This window comes from Flaviramulus sp. BrNp1-15, from assembly GCF_022259695.1.
GTDB lineage: Bacteria > Bacteroidota > Bacteroidia > Flavobacteriales > Flavobacteriaceae > BrNp1-15.
The window spans coordinates 1,497,166-1,520,604 of sequence record NZ_CP092099.1 but is presented as its reverse complement, the minus strand read 5'-3'; the positions used below and the strand labels follow the sequence as shown (position 1 = coordinate 1,520,604).

Below are 23,439 nucleotides of genomic sequence, written 5' to 3'. Positions count from 1 at the left end.
TTAATGGTAAAATTCACTCACAAATAACAACTTTAGAATTGATTTACAACTAAAATAATGTAGTAATGCATTTATAAATAGTAGAGAAAAAGTAAGAAACACAATTTAATGCAAGAAATTGCTTTCAACAGAATATAATATCAATAAACTGATTTTCAGTAAATTATATATAATTTTAAAAATTTATTGTGTATTTCGTCGGATTTTTGTGCATTTCATGGAGTTTTCTAAAATAATATTCTATATTAGCCAAGTAAAAATTCATTAAAAGCCCAAATCAAAATGAAAAAAATTACTCTCTTAGGTGCTATATTTTTTCTAATAGTACAATTATCTTTTTCACAAGACACACAAACTTCGAAAAAGATTTCAATATTAAACCCAACTCAAGACGTTCTACTCAAGATTAAAAAATCTGGTATTGATCTTACTTGTGGTGGGAAATTTGTTAATAATAATCTTGAACTTGAATTAACATACAAAGAAATTCAAGACATTAAAAAGTTAAATATTAATTATAATGTTATTATAGATGATTTATCGGCTTATTATAAAAGGCGAAATGACATCGAATTACCAAAAGCAAAATCCGAATTAGATCTCCTTAAAGCACAATCACTTTCACAAAAAACTTTAAGTGTTAAAGACTTAATTATAGACAACCCTGCACAATATGATGAGTGTAGTGAAATAAATTGGGCAGTACCACAAAATTTCAAATTAGGAAGTATGGGTGGTGGATTAACTTTACAGGAAACCCTAGATGAATTAGCTTTAATGCAAGAAAAATATCCTAATATTATTTCTGTAATAAAAGATGCTTCTTCAACAAATCAAACAACCCATGGTAACACTACAGGAACAACTTGGGCAGGACAAACTATATACTATGTAAGAATATCAGATAATCCAGATATTGATGAAGCTAACGAACCGGAAACTTTAATTACAGGCGCTATGCATGCACGTGAAATTAGTTCGGTAATGAATACTATATATTTTATGTGGTATATTCTTGAAAATTATGATAGAGATCCTTACATAAAAAATATTGTAGATAATCAAGAAATTTATGTTATGCCTATTAGTAATCCAGATGGTTATTTATGGAATGAAATTATTCAACCGAGCGGTGGTGGTTTACAACGTAAAAACTTAAGACCCGGAACAGCCGATAATGGCACAACTAATACAAACAACAATGTAAGAGGGGTTGATTTAAACAGAAACTTTAATTATTATTGGGGATGGGACAATACTGGGTCTTCACCCACAGCCAGTAGTAACACATATAGAGGTCCTTCAGCTGGTTCTGAACCAGAAACTCAAATTGTACAAGATTTCATTCTTAACCATGACATAAAAGTTGCTGTTAACCATCATGGTGGGCTAAACTCTATTGTAACTTCTTCATATAATGGTGATGCTTCTGCTACAGATTCTGGTAGAGAAGATGAATATGCTAAAATATGTCATGATCTAACACAATACAACAGATATATTTACGGTTCTGCACCTAATACGTTATATGAAGCTAATGGAGATGTAAATGATTGGATGCTTGGTGGACCACTTGTTGCTGGTAATTCTGGTTCGGGTAAAGATGTACTGGCTTTTGCTCCAGAAAATGGAGATGATTTTTGGCCAACTCCAACTTTAATTACAGAAATTGCTAGACGAGCTTTACGTATGAATCTTTTATCTGTAATGCATTCTGGTAAATTTGCAAAATTACACGACTTAAACCCAAGTAACATAAATACACTTAGTGGAAATTTAGAATTTGGTATAGAATATCTTGGTAAAACTTATAATGATATTACATTAACCGTTACACCAGTTTCTAATATTTCTTCTTTAACATCACCTGCTGTTCAAACGAGTTGGACAAAATTAGAGCAAAGAAATCTATCTGTTCCTTTTGTTTTAAATGGAGGTATACAACCTAATGATGAAATTGAATTTCAGGTTACTTTAAGTAATGACGATTTTATAATTTATAGAGCCAATATTGTAAAATACTACCAACCAACTGTAATTTTTGAAGATAATCCTGATACTGATGGTCTATCAAATTGGAATGTATCTGGCACAACTTCTGGTGGTTCATGGAGCACAACAACTCTAGATGCTTATTCGGGTTCCACAGCAATAACATCTACTCCTTCTGGAACTTACAGTAACAATGAAGAAAAATACTTAACATTAGACACCGCAACTAATCCAATAAACTTATCATCATCAAATGCTGTTGTAATTCAATTTTATACTAAATGGGATTTAGAACGTAATTTTGATTTAGTACAACTAGAAGCTAGTACTAATGGAAGTACTTGGACTGCTCTTTGTGGTAGATACAATAAGCCTGCTGCTACATCATTAACTAATTTCCATTTAACCAAAAGCACACAAACATTTCAATCTTCTAATGGAACAACAGTTTATGACGGTGATTCAATGGATAAATGGGTGATGGAAGAAATTTATATTAATGATGCTAATAATTCTGCATTTTTAGGAGAAGGCAATGTACGCTTAAGATTCAAATTTGCCACAGATGCAGATAATAGAGAAGATGACTTAACTACTGGTTTTGATGGATTTTATTTTGATGATTTTAAAGTTATCTCTCTTGATTCTAATTTAGGGCAAACCATATCATTTGAGCCAATTCATGACAAATTTACAATTAGTCCAGACTTTACTGTAAATGCAACCTCAGATTCAGGTTTACCTATTACTTATACGATAGTTTCTGGTCCTGCAACAATAATAGGCAATACAATCTCACTTACAGGAGCAGTTGGTACAGTAGTAGTACAAGCAAGTCAAGCTGGAGATTCAAATTATTTAGCCGCAGCAAATGTAACAGAATCATTTGAAGTTACAGAAGTTGTTTGTACTGGAACAACAATTTCAACGTTTCCATATTCTGAAAGTTTTGAAACCAATTTAGGTGATTGGAGTCAAGGTACTTCAGATGAAATTGATTGGACTAGATTTTCTGGATTAACACCATCAAACACAGGTGGAAATCCAGCAAATACTACTGGTCCCAGCACTGCTTCTGATGGAACTTTTTATCTATACACTGAATCTTCCGGTACAGCGAATAATAAAATAGCCTATTTATTAAGCCCATGTTTTGATTTGAGTGGTTATGAAAATGCGCAATTAGAATTTGATTTTCATATGTTTGGAACAAATATGGGAACGTTATCTTTAGAAGTAAGCACAGATAATGGCACTAATTATACACCTTTATTTAGTAGAACTGGAAATCACCCTACTCAAAATGCCAATGCAGATTCTTGGATAACTGAACCTATTGATTTATCTGCTTATAATGGACAAACGATAAAATTACGATTCCATGGCCTTACCGGTTCTGACTACACTAGTGATATCTCTATAGATAATATTAATTTAACTGCTGATGTTGCTGGTGGATTTACACCTATTGCTTCATGTCAAAATATAAATGCCATATTAGATGCTACTGGTAACATAACTATTGTTGCAGCAGATGTTGATAGCGGTAGTAGTGTAGGTGACTTATCAATTGATATTTCAAGTTTTACATGTTCAGATATAGGAACAAATAATGTAACACTAACAGCTACTGACCCAGGAGACCCTGGAAATACTAATACTTGTATTGCTGTTGTAACTGTTATTGATAACCTTGCTCCTACTGCGCCTACACTGGCTGCAGTAACTGTAGACTGTAACGGAACTTTAACCGCACCTACAACAACTGATAACTGTGCAGGAACTATCACTGGTACAACAACTGGCACATTGAGTTTTGTAGAAGGTAGCAGTACTGTAATTACTTGGACTTTCGATGATGGAAACGGTAATACGGTAGATGTAGACCAAACATATAACTACGATGATACCACCGCGCCTGTTGCGCCTACACTGGCTGCAGTAACTGTAGACTGTAACGGAACTTTAACCGCACCTACAACAACTGATAACTGTGCAGGAACTATCACTGGTACAACAACTGGCACATTGAGTTTTGTAGAAGGTAGCAGTACCGTAATTACTTGGACTTTCGATGATGGAAACGGTAATACGGTAGATGTAGACCAAACATATAACTACGATGATACCACCGCGCCTGTTGCGCCTACACTGGCTGCAGTAACTGTAGACTGTAACGGAACTTTAACCGCACCTACAACAACTGATAACTGTGCAGGAACTATCACTGGTACAACAACTGGCACATTGAGTTTTGTAGAAGGTAGCAGTACCGTAATTACTTGGACTTTCGATGATGGAAACGGTAATACGGTAGATGTAGACCAAACATATAACTACGATGATACCACCGCGCCTGTTGCGCCTACACTGGCTGCAGTAACTGTAGACTGTAACGGAACTTTAACCGCACCTACAACAACTGATAACTGTGCAGGAACTATCACTGGTACAACAACTGGCACATTGAGTTTTGTAGAAGGTAGCAGTACTGTAATTACTTGGACTTTCGATGATGGAAACGGTAATACGGTAGATGTAGACCAAACATATAACTACGATGATACCACCGCGCCTGTTGCGCCTACACTGGCTGCAGTAACTGTAGACTGTAACGGAACTTTAACCGCACCTACAACAACTGATAACTGTGCAGGAACTATCACTGGTACAACAACTGGCACATTGAGTTTTGTAGAAGGTAGCAGTACTGTAATTACTTGGACTTTCGATGATGGAAACGGTAATACGGTAGATGTAGACCAAACATATAACTACGATGATACCACCGCGCCTGTTGCGCCTACACTGGCTGCAGTAACTGTAGACTGTAACGGAACTTTAACCGCACCTACAACAACTGATAACTGTGCAGGAACTATCACTGGTACAACAACTGGCACATTGAGTTTTGTAGAAGGTAGCAGTACCGTAATTACTTGGACTTTCGATGATGGAAACGGTAATACGGTAGATGTAGACCAAACATATAACTACGATGATACCACCGCGCCTGTTGCGCCTACACTGGCTGCAGTAACTGTAGACTGTAACGGAACTTTAACCGCACCTACAACAACTGATAACTGTGCAGGAACTATCACTGGTACAACAACTGGCACATTGAGTTTTGTAGAAGGTAGCAGTACTGTAATTACTTGGACTTTCGATGATGGAAACGGTAATACGGTAGATGTAGACCAAACATATAACTACGATGATACCACCGCGCCTGTTGCGCCTACACTGGCTGCAGTAACTGTAGACTGTAACGGAACTTTAACCGCACCTACAACAACTGATAACTGTGCAGGAACTATCACTGGTACAACAACTGGCACATTGAGTTTTGTAGAAGGTAGCAGTACTGTAATTACTTGGACTTTCGATGATGGAAACGGTAATACGGTAGATGTAGACCAAACATATAACTACGATGATACCACCGCGCCTGTTGCGCCTACACTGGCTGCAGTAACTGTAGACTGTAACGGAACTTTAACCGCACCTACAACAACTGATAACTGTGCAGGAACTATCACTGGTACAACAACTGGCACATTGAGTTTTGTAGAAGGTAGCAGTACTGTAATTACTTGGACTTTCGATGATGGAAACGGTAATACGGTAGATGTAGACCAAACATATAACTACGATGATACCACCGCGCCTGTTGCGCCTACACTGGCTGCAGTAACTGTAGACTGTAACGGAACTTTAACCGCACCTACAACAACTGATAACTGTGCAGGAACTATCACTGGTACAACAACTGGCACATTGAGTTTTGTAGAAGGTAGCAGTACTGTAATTACTTGGACTTTCGATGATGGAAACGGTAATACGGTAGATGTAGACCAAACATATAACTACGATGATACCACCGCGCCTGTTGCGCCTACACTGGCTGCAGTAACTGTAGACTGTAACGGAACTTTAACCGCACCTACAACAACTGATAACTGTGCAGGAACTATCACTGGTACAACAACTGGCACATTGAGTTTTGTAGAAGGTAGCAGTACTGTAATTACTTGGACTTTCGATGATGGAAACGGTAATACGGTAGATGTAGACCAAACATATAACTACGATGATACCACCGCGCCTGTTGCGCCTACACTGGCTGCAGTAACTGTAGACTGTAACGGAACTTTAACCGCACCTACAACAACTGATAACTGTGCAGGAACTATCACTGGTACAACAACTGGCACATTGAGTTTTGTAGAAGGTAGCAGTACTGTAATTACTTGGACTTTCGATGATGGAAACGGTAATACGGTAGATGTAGACCAAACATATAACTACGATGATACCACCGCGCCTGTTGCGCCTACACTGGCTGCAGTAACTGTAGACTGTAACGGAACTTTAACCGCACCTACAACAACTGATAACTGTGCAGGAACTATCACTGGTACAACAACTGGCACATTGAGTTTTGTAGAAGGTAGCAGTACTGTAATTACTTGGACTTTCGATGATGGAAACGGTAATACGGTAGATGTAGACCAAACATATAACTACGATGATACCACCGCGCCTGTTGCGCCTACACTGGCTGCAGTAACTGTAGACTGTAACGGAACTTTAACCGCACCTACAACAACTGATAACTGTGCAGGAACTATCACTGGTACAACAACTGGCACATTGAGTTTTGTAGAAGGTAGCAGTACTGTAATTACTTGGACTTTCGATGATGGAAACGGTAATACGGTAGATGTAGACCAAACATATAACTACGATGATACCACCGCGCCTGTTGCGCCTACACTGGCTGCAGTAACTGTAGACTGTAACGGAACTTTAACCGCACCTACAACAACTGATAACTGTGCAGGAACTATCACTGGTACAACAACTGGCACATTGAGTTTTGTAGAAGGTAGCAGTACTGTAATTACTTGGACTTTCGATGATGGAAACGGTAATACGGTAGATGTAGACCAAACATATAACTACGATGATACCACCGCGCCTGTTGCGCCTACACTGGCTGCAGTAACTGTAGACTGTAACGGAACTTTAACCGCACCTACAACAACTGATAACTGTGCAGGAACTATCACTGGTACAACAACTGGCACATTGAGTTTTGTAGAAGGTAGCAGTACTGTAATTACTTGGACTTTCGATGATGGAAACGGTAATACGGTAGATGTAGACCAAACATATAACTACGATGATACCACCGCGCCTGTTGCGCCTACACTGGCTGCAGTAACTGTAGACTGTAACGGAACTTTAACCGCACCTACAACAACTGATAACTGTGCAGGAACTATCACTGGTACAACAACTGGCACATTGAGTTTTGTAGAAGGTAGCAGTACTGTAATTACTTGGACTTTCGATGATGGAAACGGTAATACGGTAGATGTAGACCAAACATATAACTACGATGATACCACCGCGCCTGTTGCGCCTACACTGGCTGCAGTAACTGTAGACTGTAACGGAACTTTAACCGCACCTACAACAACTGATAACTGTGCAGGAACTATCACTGGTACAACAACTGGCACATTGAGTTTTGTAGAAGGTAGCAGTACTGTAATTACTTGGACTTTCGATGATGGAAACGGTAATACGGTAGATGTAGACCAAACATATAACTACGATGATACCACCGCGCCTGTTGCGCCTACACTGGCTGCAGTAACTGTAGACTGTAACGGAACTTTAACCGCACCTACAACAACTGATAACTGTGCAGGAACTATCACTGGTACAACAACTGGCACATTGAGTTTTGTAGAAGGTAGCAGTACTGTAATTACTTGGACTTTCGATGATGGAAACGGTAATACGGTAGATGTAGACCAAACATATAACTACGATGATACCACCGCGCCTGTTGCGCCTACACTGGCTGCAGTAACTGTAGACTGTAACGGAACTTTAACCGCACCTACAACAACTGATAACTGTGCAGGAACTATCACTGGTACAACAACTGGCACATTGAGTTTTGTAGAAGGTAGCAGTACTGTAATTACTTGGACTTTCGATGATGGAAACGGTAATACGGTAGATGTAGACCAAACATATAACTACGATGATACCACCGCGCCTGTTGCGCCTACACTGGCTGCAGTAACTGTAGACTGTAACGGAACTTTAACCGCACCTACAACAACTGATAACTGTGCAGGAACTATCACTGGTACAACAACTGGCACATTGAGTTTTGTAGAAGGTAGCAGTACTGTAATTACTTGGACTTTCGATGATGGAAACGGTAATACGGTAGATGTAGACCAAACATATAACTACGATGATACCACCGCGCCTGTTGCGCCTACACTGGCTGCAGTAACTGTAGACTGTAACGGAACTTTAACCGCACCTACAACAACTGATAACTGTGCAGGAACTATCACTGGTACAACAACTGGCACATTGAGTTTTGTAGAAGGTAGCAGTACTGTAATTACTTGGACTTTCGATGATGGAAACGGTAATACGGTAGATGTAGACCAAACATATAACTACGATGATACCACCGCGCCTGTTGCGCCTACACTGGCTGCAGTAACTGTAGACTGTAACGGAACTTTAACCGCACCTACAACAACTGATAACTGTGCAGGAACTATCACTGGTACAACAACTGGCACATTGAGTTTTGTAGAAGGTAGCAGTACTGTAATTACTTGGACTTTCGATGATGGAAACGGTAATACGGTAGATGTAGACCAAACATATAACTACGATGATACCACCGCGCCTGTTGCGCCTACACTGGCTGCAGTAACTGTAGACTGTAACGGAACTTTAACCGCACCTACAACAACTGATAACTGTGCAGGAACTATCACTGGTACAACAACTGGCACATTGAGTTTTGTAGAAGGTAGCAGTACTGTAATTACTTGGACTTTCGATGATGGAAACGGTAATACGGTAGATGTAGACCAAACATATAACTACGATGATACCACCGCGCCTGTTGCGCCTACACTGGCTGCAGTAACTGTAGACTGTAACGGAACTTTAACCGCACCTACAACAACTGATAACTGTGCAGGAACTATCACTGGTACAACAACTGGCACATTGAGTTTTGTAGAAGGTAGCAGTACTGTAATTACTTGGACTTTCGATGATGGAAACGGTAATACGGTAGATGTAGACCAAACATATAACTACGATGATACCACCGCGCCTGTTGCGCCTACACTGGCTGCAGTAACTGTAGACTGTAACGGAACTTTAACCGCACCTACAACAACTGATAACTGTGCAGGAACTATCACTGGTACAACAACTGGCACATTGAGTTTTGTAGAAGGTAGCAGTACTGTAATTACTTGGACTTTCGATGATGGAAACGGTAATACGGTAGATGTAGACCAAACATATAACTACGATGATACCACCGCGCCTGTTGCGCCTACACTGGCTGCAGTAACTGTAGACTGTAACGGAACTTTAACCGCACCTACAACAACTGATAACTGTGCAGGAACTATCACTGGTACAACAACTGGCACATTGAGTTTTGTAGAAGGTAGCAGTACCGTAATTACTTGGACTTTCGATGATGGAAACGGTAATACGGTAGATGTAGACCAAACATATAACTACGATGATACCACCGCGCCTGTTGCGCCTACACTGGCTGCAGTAACTGTAGACTGTAACGGAACTTTAACCGCACCTACAACAACTGATAACTGTGCAGGAACTATCACTGGTACAACAACTGGCACATTGAGTTTTGTAGAAGGTAGCAGTACTGTAATTACTTGGACTTTCGATGATGGAAACGGTAATACGGTAGATGTAGACCAAACATATAACTACGATGATACCACCGCGCCTGTTGCGCCTACACTGGCTGCAGTAACTGTAGACTGTAACGGAACTTTAACCGCACCTACAACAACTGATAACTGTGCAGGAACTATCACTGGTACAACAACTGGCACATTGAGTTTTGTAGAAGGTAGCAGTACTGTAATTACTTGGACTTTCGATGATGGAAACGGTAATACGGTAGATGTAGACCAAACATATAACTACGATGATACCACCGCGCCTGTTGCGCCTACACTGGCTGCAGTAACTGTAGACTGTAACGGAACTTTAACCGCACCTACAACAACTGATAACTGTGCAGGAACTATCACTGGTACAACAACTGGCACATTGAGTTTTGTAGAAGGTAGCAGTACTGTAATTACTTGGACTTTCGATGATGGAAACGGTAATACGGTAGATGTAGACCAAACATATAACTACGATGATACCACCGCGCCTGTTGCGCCTACACTGGCTGCAGTAACTGTAGACTGTAACGGAACTTTAACCGCACCTACAACAACTGATAACTGTGCAGGAACTATCACTGGTACAACAACTGGCACATTGAGTTTTGTAGAAGGTAGCAGTACTGTAATTACTTGGACTTTCGATGATGGAAACGGTAATACGGTAGATGTAGACCAAACATATAACTACGATGATACCACCGCGCCTGTTGCGCCTACACTGGCTGCAGTAACTGTAGACTGTAACGGAACTTTAACCGCGCCTACAACAACTGATAACTGTGCAGGAACTATCACTGGTACAACAACTGGCACATTGAGTTTTGTAGAAGGTAGCAGTACCGTAATTACTTGGACTTTCGATGATGGAAACGGTAATACGGTAGATGTAGACCAAACATATAACTACGATGATACGACAGATCCGGCTATACCTACACTTAGTGATGTAAACGTTGGAGAATGTTTAGGTACTCCTGCAACACCAACTACTACAGATAACTGTGCGGGAACGATTAACGGTACTCCTAATGTAACCTTCCCTATCACTGCTCAAGGTACCACCGTGGTAACTTGGTCCTTTGATGATGGTAATGGTAATGTCGTTACGGCTGATCAAAATGTGATTGTTGATGATACGACAGATCCGGTAGCTATTTGCCAAAACATAACCATACAATTAGATGGTACTGGTAATGCTAGTATAGTGCCTAGTGATATAGATGGAGGATCAAATGATTCTTGTGGCACTATAAGTTTAAGTGCTAGCCAAACAGATTTCACAACTAGTGATATTGGAGATGTTAATGTAATTTTAACAGTAGATGATAATAACGGAAATATTACTACTTGTAATGCAACAGTTACAGTTGAAGCTAGTACTTTAACAATTGATGAATTTGACATTAGAAATATTTCAATAACTCCTAACCCATTTAATGATATGATTAATATTAAACTTCCTATGAGTTTTAATAATAGTGATTTTGATATCAAAATATTTGATTTAAATGGAAGGTTAGTATTTGATAACCAATATTCTAGTATTAACAGTTCAATAAATGTATCTGGATTAAACAGGCTAGAACAAGCTCCATATTTATTTAAAATTATTAATAAGGAAAATGGAGCTAGTATTATTAAAAGATTAATAAAATTCTAAGAAGTTGCTTATTTAACCAATCAACCTGTAAAAAAGAGTTAAGTTTTATTACTTAGCTCTTTTTTTTATAAAAAAATTAGTTCAAAAAAATTAATACTATAATAATCAATGGGTTATAAGTAAGTAAAGTATTATAAATCAATAAATATTAAAAAACACAAAACATTGATTTTCAATCAATTAAAAATAATACAATGCATTTCATCGATTAATTTTGCATTTCATGGAGTAATAATTTACATTTGACACTAAGTAATTGGTCCCCCAACCAAAATTTAACCTGTTATGAAAAAAATTACACTCTCAGTTAGTAATCATATAATGTTATATGCATTATTACTACTCTCAAGTACATTATTTTCTCAAACATGTGGAACTACAATAAGCACTTTTCCTTACAGTGAAGATTTTGAAGCATCTGAAGGTGCTTGGACACAAGATACTGGAGATAATTTTAATTGGTCCAGAGACTCTGCTGGCACACCCTCTGGGGACACAGGTCCTAATACTGGTAATGGAGATACATTCTATATGTTTACAGAGGCTTCAAATCCAAGAGTTAATGGTGATATTGCTAATTTTGAAAGCCCTTGTTTTGATCTTTCATCGGTTGTTAGTGCGCAATTTACATTTAGTTATCATATGTTTGGTATAGAAATGGGTACATTAAATGTAGATGTGAGTACAGATAACGGATCTTCATACCCTACAAATCTATTTACACAAGCAGGACAAGTACAAACTTCAAATGGTGCCGCTTGGACAACAGTGAACTTAGATTTAACCGCTTATGCTGGCAGTACTATAAAATTGAGATTTTCTGGTGTTAGAGGAAGTGGTTATAGAAGTGATATGGCTATAGATAATGTTTCAATGACAGCAGTACTTGGCTCAGCTCCGGAAATAAATATTCAAGGTAATGCTACAGATATCGCTGATGGCGACACTACTCCATCAACCACAGATGATACAGATTTTGGTAATGTTGATATTGCTGCAGGCACAAATGCTAATACATTTACCATACAAAATACAGGAACTGGAGCTCTTAACTTAACTAGTGGTCCTTTAGTAAGTATTGGTGGGACACATGCTGCAGATTTTACAGTAACAGCAAACCCAAGTACACCTGTTTCCGTTGGAGGCAATACAACCTTTACTATAACGTTTAACCCAAGTGCATTAGGATTAAGAACTGCAACAGTGACTATTGCTAATGACGATAGTAACGAAAACCCATATAATTTTAACATACAAGGATTTGGTACCAGTTCTGCTAGAGAAATAAACATTATTGGTAATGGGAATAGTATAGTAAATGGAGATACAACACCTTCAACAACCGATGATACTGATTTTGGAAACATACTCATAGCAAGTGGAAATAGCACCCATACTTTTACTATTGAAAATTTGGGTACAAGTCAAAGTCTAAATTTAACAGGGGGTTCTCCTTATGTTACAATATCTGGAGCACATGCTGCCGATTTTACTTTAAATACCATACCTAGTTCACCGATATCTGCCAGTAGTTCAACTACATTTGAAATAACATTCGACCCTAGTGCTGCTGGATTAAGAACTGCAAGCATTTCAATTGCTAATAATGATGGTGATGAAAACCCTTATACTTTTGATATTCAAGGAACAGGAGTTACCGGCCCTCCTATTTACACTATTTATTATGAAAATTTTGATAATAATGATGGGGGTTGGACCATGACAAATGCGGGTATTGGATCTACATGGGCTTATGGTACAAATACTACAGAAGCTGGGGAAGGTAATTATTGGTATACCAACAACTATAATAACTACGCTACAAGTACATCTACTTATGCAACCAGTCCAATTATTGATTTAACCGGTTTTAATAATTTGGAATTTAGTATTGATGTTAGATATAATACAGATTCTAATGATGGTGCTTTAATAGAATATTCAACAAATGGGATAACGTGGACTACCTTAGGTGCAATGGGTTCTGGTACTAAATGGTATAACGTTGCAAGTGTTAATGCTTTGGGTGCAGTGAATGGATGGAGCGGAAATAACGATACAGCTTCTTTTACACCTGCCAGAAACTTATCTGAACAAGCTACTATTGACCTTCCAACAGCATTAGATAATAATCCTACCGTTCAATTTAGAGTTCATTTTGCAACTCAAACCGCTAATGGTGATGGATTTATGTTTGATAATGTTTTTGTGAAAGGTGATCACATCACACCCCTACCCGATCCTACCTATGGACCAGGCGGTGTTAATGCAAACTTAAAACTATGGTTGAAAGCTGATTCTGAAGCCGGTGTAGTTACAAATGGAACTGATATAGCTTTATGGAATGACCAAGCTCAAGATAATGATGCCGTTAGTGTTACTACTAATAGCCCTGTTTACTATAACAGTGCAACAGAAAATATAAACTTCAACCCGTATGTTGATTTTGTCAAAGCTAATCAGGATGTAATGAAAGGTAAAGGTGGTTATTTTGCTAGAGAGTATTTTATTGTTGTACAAACTGATGGAATAATAGATTTTCAAGTGGCCAACACTCAAGCCCCAATTTCTGGAAGACATGCTACACAAACTATGCATAGTGATGGTTCTGGATTATATTTTGGAGCTGGTTCTCAGAGATTTACAAACTACGATTCAATGGTAAACCATATGGTTAGTACCGTACCAACAAGTTTAGGTGGTTTGGGTGCTGATGGGTCATATGGACGAACATATTCCAGTGCAACAGATTTTTATGATAACGAAGTCATAGTTTTTAACATAAAAAATAATCCTGCAGGTAATTCAACAGAAATTTACAAAAATGGTATAAGGATAGATAATGCAACAGGAGAAGTATCATCATCTCCTTACGACCCACTACCATTTGTTGAATATCTAAATTCATATTTTTGTCTTGGAAGTGGTAGAATTTCAATAAACGGTCACCCTTTCGACACTTTTTTTGATGGCAAAATATCAGAAGTTTTAAGTTACTCTCAAACTAATTCATCTTTAGATCAACATAAAATTTTGTCATCTTTGGCCATTAAATACGGTATTACTTTACATGAGACAAACAGTACAACTGCTGTTAACTTAAATGATAAAGACTATATTGATTCTCAAGGCAATATAATTTGGGATACATCAGCAAATACCGGTTATAATTTTGATGTAGCTGGTATTGGTAGAGATGATGTTGGACAATTAAACCAAAAACAATCTAGCAGTTCAAACGACGAAGTAGACGGTACTGGACTTATAGAAGGTATTTTAAGTATTGGGTTATCTGATATTTATGACACCAATACAGATAACATTTCAAGCAATCCTACAACTTTTAACGACAGACAATATTTAATGTGGGGTAATAATGGAGCTGATTTAAATCTTGCTGCAACGCCAATAGCTGTAGATATGAGTGCTGGTATTGCTGGATTATCTACGCCTGTGTCCTTTATTGCTATGCAACGTGTTTGGAAAGTTGTTGAAAATGGAGGAAACATTCCATCCTGTAAAGTTAGAATTCCTCAAAATGCGATAAGAAATATTACGCCACCAGGAAGTTATTTAATGTTTATATCTGATACTGGTATTTTTGACCCAACAGCAGATTATAGGGTTATGGTACCTGATGGAAGTGGAAACCTTGAAACTAATTACGATTTTGACGCTACCAAATACATAACCTTTGGTTATGCACCTCAAGTTATTGCAGAACGTTCAGTATATTTTGATGGCTCTGTAGATTATATAGATGTAGAAGACAATTTAGACTTAAACACATCTAATTTTACTGTTTCAGCATGGATTAAAAGAGATTCTGGAACATCAGATGCATCTATAGTATCTAAAAGAAATGCTGCAAATACAGAAGGTTATGATTTAAGACTTGATGGTTCTTCTCGTTTAAGTTTTACTGTAAACGGTGGTACTGGCTCTTTGACATCTTCTGTTAGTATTCCCGCTGATGAATGGCACCAGGTAGCAGTTATATATAGTGGTGGTACAGCAACCTTATACATTGATGGTGTTGCAGATACATCTGCGGCCTTACCATCTCCAGTTGCAACATCTCAAGCTTTTTTAATCGCGGCTGCTGATGGATATGACCCAGACACAACAGATTTTTTTGCAGGTAACATAGATGAAGTAAGAGTTTGGGATAGAGCATTAAGTGCTGTACAGTTGAGATATATAATGAATCAAGAGATTTCAAACGATGTAACCTTAGCCTTAGAATATGGAGATGTTATACCAACAACTATTACTAAAAATGAAATAAGCTCTATACCTTGGACAGATTTAGCGGGTTATTACCCTATGTCTGTCTACACATATACAAATACAAATGATTTATCTGGAAATGGCAATCAAGGTGCTCTAAGAAATCTGGATACTGTAGATTTTCAAACTGCTCCTCTTCCCTATGAGTCGCAAGCAAGCGGTTCTTGGGATTCTAATGCTACTTGGTTAAATAATGCTGTACAATATTTACCAAATTCTTTATCTATAATAGATGGTACTACATCCATTGATTGGAATATTGTTGAACTAAATCATGACGTGTATTTAGGTAGTTCTCCAACAGCTGCAAGAACTAGAGATTGTACAGTAGAAAGTTTAACTATTAATGGTGTTGATTTACAAATTAATGGAGATACAACTACAAATACCGGGATTGGTTTAACCGTAACCCATTATTTGCAACTAAATGGTACAATAGATTTAGAAGGAGAATCTCAACTAATACAAGATACTGGTAGTGATTTAGATCCAACAAGTTCTGGTACTTTAGAAAGAGACCAGCAAGGTACCGCTGATACCTATACATATAATTATTGGTCATCGCCAGTAGGTTTTGTTAATAATACTACTAATAATAATAGTTATAGGCTAACTGATGTATTCTCTAATGTAGGTTTTTTAACTTCTGGTTATAATGGAACATCATCACCTGTAGCTATTGCAGATTATTGGGTTTGGAAATTTAACAACCTCACAAGTGATGATTATTCTTCATGGCAACATGTAAGAAGTTCGGGTAGTCTGTTAGTAGGTGAAGGCTTTACAATGAAAGGTCCAGGAACTGGCTCTATTTCTACAGACGAAAACTACATTCTTCTAGGAAAACCAAATAATGGAGATATTAATTTACCTATAAGCGCAGGAAACGACTATTTAGTTGGTAATCCATATCCATCAGCAATTGATGCAGATCAATTTATTACTGATAATGGACCCACAATATCAGGTGCAGATATAGGTCCTATAATTAATGGTACATTATATTTCTGGGAGCATTGGGGCGGTGGCTCTCACGTTTTAAGAGAATACCAAGGTGGATATGCAACATATACTTTAGCTGGAGGTGTTCCTTCTGCTTCATTGGGTACAAACGATCCAGATGTAGGTACCGGTGGTACACCAACAAAAACTCCAGGTCGTTACATTCCTGTTGCTCAAGGATTTTTTGTAACTGCCGAAAATGCAGGAACAATACAATTTAATAATGGGCAACGTGTATTCCAAAGAGAAGGCGGTGCTAGTTCATTGTTTGTAAAATCTGCAAATACTAAAAATGCAAAAACAAATAATTCTGGAAATAATGATTCTGATTTAAGACCTAAAATTAGAATTGGTTTTAATTCAATAAATACCATACACAGACAACTTTTAGTTACTGTAGATGAGAATGCAACTCCTAATTACGATTGGGGCTACGATGCACCTTATAACGAAGACCAAATGGATGATATGTATTGGATGTTAAATAACGAAAAATATACTATTCAAGCCACTAATGAAATTAATAATCAATCAGTGCTTCCTATAGGTGTTCATACCAAAAACAATGGTTTAAATACCATTACAATTGATAAATTAGAAAATACACCTAGTGATTTAAATATTTATTTACACGATAAAGCATTAGACGTTTATCATGATTTAAAGGAAAGCGATTATGAAATATATTTAAATGCTGGAGAATATTTAGACCGATTTGAAATTACTTTTGTTAATCAAAACTCATTAGAAACTAATGATTTTGAAAGTGATAATCTTGAAGTTTATTATTCAAACGAAAAAGAAAGCATTGTTATTAATAACCCAACACTAAAAACGATACAATCTATAAATATGTATAATATTTTAGGACAAAACGTTTTTAAAACTAATAAAAGTACAACCGATAACTATTTAGAATTAAGTGCTAAACAAATTAAAACCGGTGCTTATATAATAAAAATAAAAACTGAAGAAAATACAATAGCTAAAAAAGTGTTGATAAAATAATTATTTGAGTTAGTCACGATTACTTATTGAACCAGTTTTACTTTTAGTTATAAAAGCTCTGAAAAATATTCAGAGCTTTTATATTTTACTTTGTTATTTAAAATTAACAAATTGTTTTTGTAGTATTTAAACTACAAAAAAGCTATGGCAAACCCATAACTAATGTTTATAATCATTTAAATAGAAAAAATATTTTAGATAGTGAAAAAAGAATACTACTTTACGTAAGATTTTTAAACCAACTAACTAATGACAAAGACTATTTTTTCCCTCATTTTTATTCTCAGCTTAACTTTCTCTTTTGCGCAACAAAAATTTACTGCTAAAAGAATATCTATTTCCAATCCTTCAAAGAATTCACTATTAAAGATAAAAAGAATTGGAATTGATTTAAATTGTGGCCCAAAGTTTGTCAATAATAATCTTGAAATGGAACTTAGCTATGAGGAATTACTTACTCTAAAAGAAAATGGAATTGACTATACCATTTTAATTGATGACTTAACTCAATACTATTCTACAAGAAATAGCATTCAATTACCTGTAGCAAAAGAAGAACTTAAAAAACTTAAAAGTAAACCCAAAAAAAAGAAGAAATTTAATGACACACAAAAAAGTCAAAGCCTAAAAAACATTCTAATTGGTAACCCAGTACAGCATGATGAATGTACTGAAATAAACTGGTCTGTGCCAAATAACTTTCAATTAGGAAGTATGGGTGGGTGCTTAACAGTTAGTGAAACACTAGAGCAATTAGATTTGATGCGTAGTTTATATCCTAACCTAATATCTGTAAAAACTAATGCTTCTTCTATAGGTCAAAAAACACATGGCAACTCAACAGGTGGAACAACTTGGTCTGGACAACCTGTTTATTATGTTAGAATTTCTGATAATCCAGATATTGATGAAATCAATGAGCCAGAGACATTAATTACTGGTATGACTCATGCCAGAGAAGTTAATAGCTTAATGAATGTTATGTATTTCATGTGGTATATATTAGAAAACTATAATTCTGATTCTTTTATTAAAAATATAATTGACAACCAAGAATTGTATTTCGTACCAATAGTTAATCCAGATGGTTTACGTTGGAATGAAGTAATTGCACCATCTGGTGGTGGTTTACAGCGAAAAAATTTAAGACCTGGTGTAGCAGATAATGGTACCACAAATTCAGGTAATAACTTAAGAGGAGTTGATTTAAACAGAAATTTCAACTACTATTGGGGTTGGGACAATTCAGGTTCATCTCCTACAACTAGTAGCAATGTCTATAGAGGGCTCACAGCAGGTTCAGAACCTGAAACTCAAATTTTACAAGATTTTGTTGTAAACCACGATTTTAAAATTGCGGTTAATCACCATAGTGGTTTAAATTCTATTGTAACATCATCTTACAATGGAAGTATATCAGCTTTAGATTCGGGAAGGGAAGATGAATATGCTAAATTGTGCCATGATTTAACACAATACAACAGATATATATATGGTTCTGCTCCTAATACACTTTATGAAGCTAATGGAGATACTAATGATTGGATGTTAGGTGGACCTCCAGTAACTTCAGGTGGTCAAACAAACTCTGGTTCAGGTAAAAATATTCTAACAATAGCACCAGAAAATGGTGATGATTTTTGGCCCTCCCCTTCTTTAATTACACCAATTGCACAGCGTGCTATGAGGATTAATTTTTTATCTGTAATTTATTCTGGAAAATTTGTTAAATTTCATGATTTAAATACTAGTACTATTTTATCCACAACTGGAAATTTAGATTTTGGAATTGAGTATTTGGGTAAAACTTATGATGATATTACTATATCAGTAACTCCAATTTCTTCTAATTTAACTTCAATTACTTCTCCTTCCGTGCAATCTGGATGGACAAAATTAGAGCAACGTAACTTAAGTCTGCCTTATACTTTAAATTCAAATATTCAACCTAATGATAAAATTGAATTTCAAATAACTATCAGTAATAGTGACTTCATAATCTATCAAGCCAACTATGAAAAATACTATCAAGCTAATATTTTATTTGAGGACAATCCTGATATTTTTGGAGTAACAAATTGGTCAACTAATGGTGGAAGTTGGGGAATAACATCTGATGCATACTCCGGATCTTCTGCTATAACAGATTCTCCATCTGGCGCTTATAGCAACAACGAATCTAAAACTATAAGTTTGAATACCTCAATAGATTTAACAAATACACCAGAAGCAGTGGTTCAATTTTTTGCTAAATGGGATTTGGAAAGGAATTATGATTTAGTTCAACTTGAGGCTAGCATCAATGGTGGTAGTAGCTGGACAGCCCTTTGCGGAAACTACAATAAACCCGCTGCTACAAGTTTAACAAACTATCATTTAAATAAGAGTACAAATACACATCAATCTTTAAATGGAGATACTGTTTATGATGGTGATAGTATGGGTAAATGGGTTATGGAAGAAATCTATATAAATGGTGTTGAGAATAGCTTTTTATTTAATCAAAGTAATATACAATTTAGATTCAGATTTAAAAGTGATAGTTCTAATAGAGAAGATGACTTAACCACTGCTTTTGATGGTTTTGTTTTTGATGATTTTAAAATTATAGGCATTCAAATACCTTGTGTCTCATCTACTCCATCAAATATAGCTGTATCTTCAATTACTGAAACAGCAGCAACTATAAGTTGGGATAATATTCCTTCTGCAACTTTCGATTTGAGATTTCGAGAAACAGGAACTACTACTTGGATTGATGTGTTTGGAATTTCATCAAACTCATTAGATTTAACTGGTCTTACAAATTCTACAGATTATGAAGCTCAAGTAACAACTTCTTGTGGTTCTAACTCCTCTCCTTATACAGCAATAATAAACTTTACAACACTAACACCTGTATCTTGTTCAGGGCCATCTGTAAGCAATTATCCATACTCTGAAAGTTTTGAAAACACAATAGGGCTTTGGACACAATCAAATGCAGATGATTTAAACTGGACTGTTGACGCTAGTGGAACACCATCTCAGAATACAGGGCCATCTGCTGCTCAAGAAGGCTCATATTATATATACGTTGAAGCATCTGGAAATGGAACGGGATATCCAAATAAAAGAGCCATTATTACCTCTCCTTGTTTCGATTTAACCAGCTTAAGCGAAGCTCAATTCAGTTTTTCTTATCATATGTATGGTGCCACAGATATGGGTTCTATCGATTTAGAAATTAGTAATGATGATGGAGCTACCTGGTCTAGCATTTGGAACCAATCTGGAAATCAAGGAAATTCTTGGTTAAATGTAAACTTAAATTTGAACGCTTACGCAGGAAGCACAATTCAATTACGTTTTAATAGACTTGTGGGCAACACTTGGCAAGCAGATATAGCATTAGATAATTTTAACTTAACTGGAGTTGAAGGTAATGACACCACCGCTCCTATAATCACACTTGTTGGTAATGCTTTAATCAACCTAAACGTTGGAGACACATACTCTGAACAAGGTGCTACAGCTTCTGATAATATTGATGGTGATATATCAACTAACATTATTATTGGTGGCGATGTGGTTGATACCAATACCGCTGGAACCTACATTGTAACTTACAATGTAAGTGATGCCGCAGGCAACCCCGCAACTCAAGTAGAAAGAACGGTTAATGTTATTCCAGACACAACCGTTCCTGTAATCACACTTGTTGGTAATGCTTTAATAGACTTAAATATTGGAAACATTTACACAGAACAAGGCGCTACAGCTTCTGACAATATTGATGGTGATATCTCTGCTAATATTATTATTGGTGGCGATGTGGTTGATACCAATATCGCTGGAACCTATATTCTAACCTACAATGTAAGTGATGCCGCAGGCAACCCCGCAACTCAAGTAGAGAGAACGGTTAATGTTATTCCAGACACAACCGCTCCTGTAATCACACTTGTTGGTAATACTTTAATCGACTTAAATGTTGGAAGCACTTACACAGAACAAGGTGCAACTGCTTCTGATAATATTGATGGTGATATTTCTGCTAATATTATTATTGGTGGCGATGTGGTTGATACCAATATCGCTGGAACCTATATTGTAACCTATAATGTAAGTGATGCCGCTGGCAATCCTGCAACTCAAGTAGAAAGAACGGTTAATGTTGTTCCAGACATAACCGCTCCTGTAATCACACTTGTCGGTAATGCTTTAATAGACTTAAATGTTGGAAGCATTTACACAGAACAAGGCGCTACAGCTTCTGATAATATTGATGGTGATATTTCAGCCAACATCATTGTTGGTGGCGATGTGGTTGACACCAATACCGCTGGAACCTATATTGTAACTTATAATGTAAGTGATGCCGCAGGTAACCCCGCAACTCAAGTAGAGAGAACGATTAATGTTATTCCAGATACAACCGCTCCTGTAATCGCTCTTATCGGTAATGCTTTAATCGACTTAAATGTTGGGGACACTTACTCTGAACAAAGCGCTACAGCTTCTGATAATGTTGATGGTGATATCTCTGCTAATATTATTGTTGGTGGCGATGTGGTTGATACCAATATCGCTGGAACCTATATTTTAACTTACAATGTAAGTGATGCCGCAGGTAATCCTGCAACTCAAGTAGAGAGGACGGTTAATATTATTCCAGACACAACCGCTCCTATAATCACTCTTGTTGGTAATGCTTTAATCGACTTAAATGTTGGGGACATATACACAGAACAAGGTGCGACTGCTTCTGATAATAATGACGGTGATATTTCTGCCAACATTGTTATTGGGGGTGATGTGGTTGATACCAATAACGCTGGAAGCTATATTGTAACCTACAATGTAAGTGATGCTGCTGGAAATGCCTCTATACAAGTAGAAAGAACCGTGAATGTTAGTAACTTACCAACAGATATCATACTTAACGAAGGCTATTTTGAAACTGGATTTGACGGATGGATTGATGGAGGTGGTGATTGTGCAAGGGTCTCAACGAATTTTTCTTATGAAGGAAATTACTCTATTAGGCTAAGAGACAACTCAGGGACTAGATCGTCTATGACTTCTCCTGCTTTAAACTTATCTGGTTTTAATCAAATAGAATTTAGTTTCTATTTTTATGCTAACAGTATGGAAAATGGAGAAGATTTTGGTTTGCTATATGATGACGGATCAGGCTTTGTATTAGTTGATTTATGGGCTAGAGGTTCAGATTTTCAGAATGGGCAATTCTACAATTATGTTGTGACTCTTGATGCATCAACATACAACTTAACTAACAATGGTAGGTTTAGAATACAGTGTGATGCATCTGCAAATAATGATCAAGTCTATATAGATCAAGTAATAATTACTGGATTAGGTAGTAATTCAGCTGTAGCTAAGTCAATTGAAAATAAATCTTTGAATGTTCCAGAAAGCACAAATACTAAAAATGAATTGAAAATATACCCTAATCCTGTTAAAGGAGATGTATTAAATATTAAACTCTCTAATTCTGTTGATGAAATCTCATACAGAATAATAAGCACACTTGGAAAAATAGTGAAAACAGGTAAAACAACTAAAGAAGTTTCTGTTAATAATTTACAGGTTGGTGTTTACTTTATAGAAGTAAATATTGAAAATCAAAAAATTGTAAAAAGATTTGTAAAGAGTAATTGATAAAACTTAATATTATTTTAAAAGTCCTGAATTAATTTT

3 protein-coding genes are annotated in these 23,439 nt (G+C 36.6%); all 3 read left to right on the top strand.

The window, feature by feature from the left end; genetic code table 11:
* The first annotated feature begins 282 nt into the window (after positions 1-282).
* Positions 283-11,436: a M14 family zinc carboxypeptidase gene (locus MBM09_RS06790; protein ID WP_238676094.1), complete on the top strand. Its 11,154-nt coding sequence runs from the start codon at positions 283-285 to the stop codon at positions 11,434-11,436.
* A 285-nt stretch (positions 11,437-11,721) separates the two neighbouring features.
* On the top strand, positions 11,722-17,736 hold the full coding sequence (locus MBM09_RS06785) for a choice-of-anchor D domain-containing protein (RefSeq protein WP_238676093.1): 6,015 nt from the start codon (positions 11,722-11,724) through the stop codon (positions 17,734-17,736).
* A 249-nt stretch (positions 17,737-17,985) separates the two neighbouring features.
* Positions 17,986-23,400 (top strand): immunoglobulin-like domain-containing protein, encoded by a 5,415-nt coding sequence (locus tag MBM09_RS06780; RefSeq protein WP_238676092.1) that lies wholly within the window; start codon positions 17,986-17,988, stop codon positions 23,398-23,400.
* Positions 23,401-23,439: the final 39 nt, after the last annotated feature.

What these genes read in the sequence shown, in the direction of transcription:
- MBM09_RS06790 (WP_238676094.1), top strand. Translation starts at nt 283, where the DNA reads ATGAAAAAAATTACTCTCTTAGGTGCTATATTTTTTCTAATAGTACAA.
- MBM09_RS06785 (WP_238676093.1), top strand. Translation starts at nt 11,722, where the DNA reads ATGAAAAAAATTACACTCTCAGTTAGTAATCATATAATGTTATATGCA.
- MBM09_RS06780 (WP_238676092.1), top strand. Translation starts at nt 17,986, where the DNA reads ATGACAAAGACTATTTTTTCCCTCATTTTTATTCTCAGCTTAACTTTC.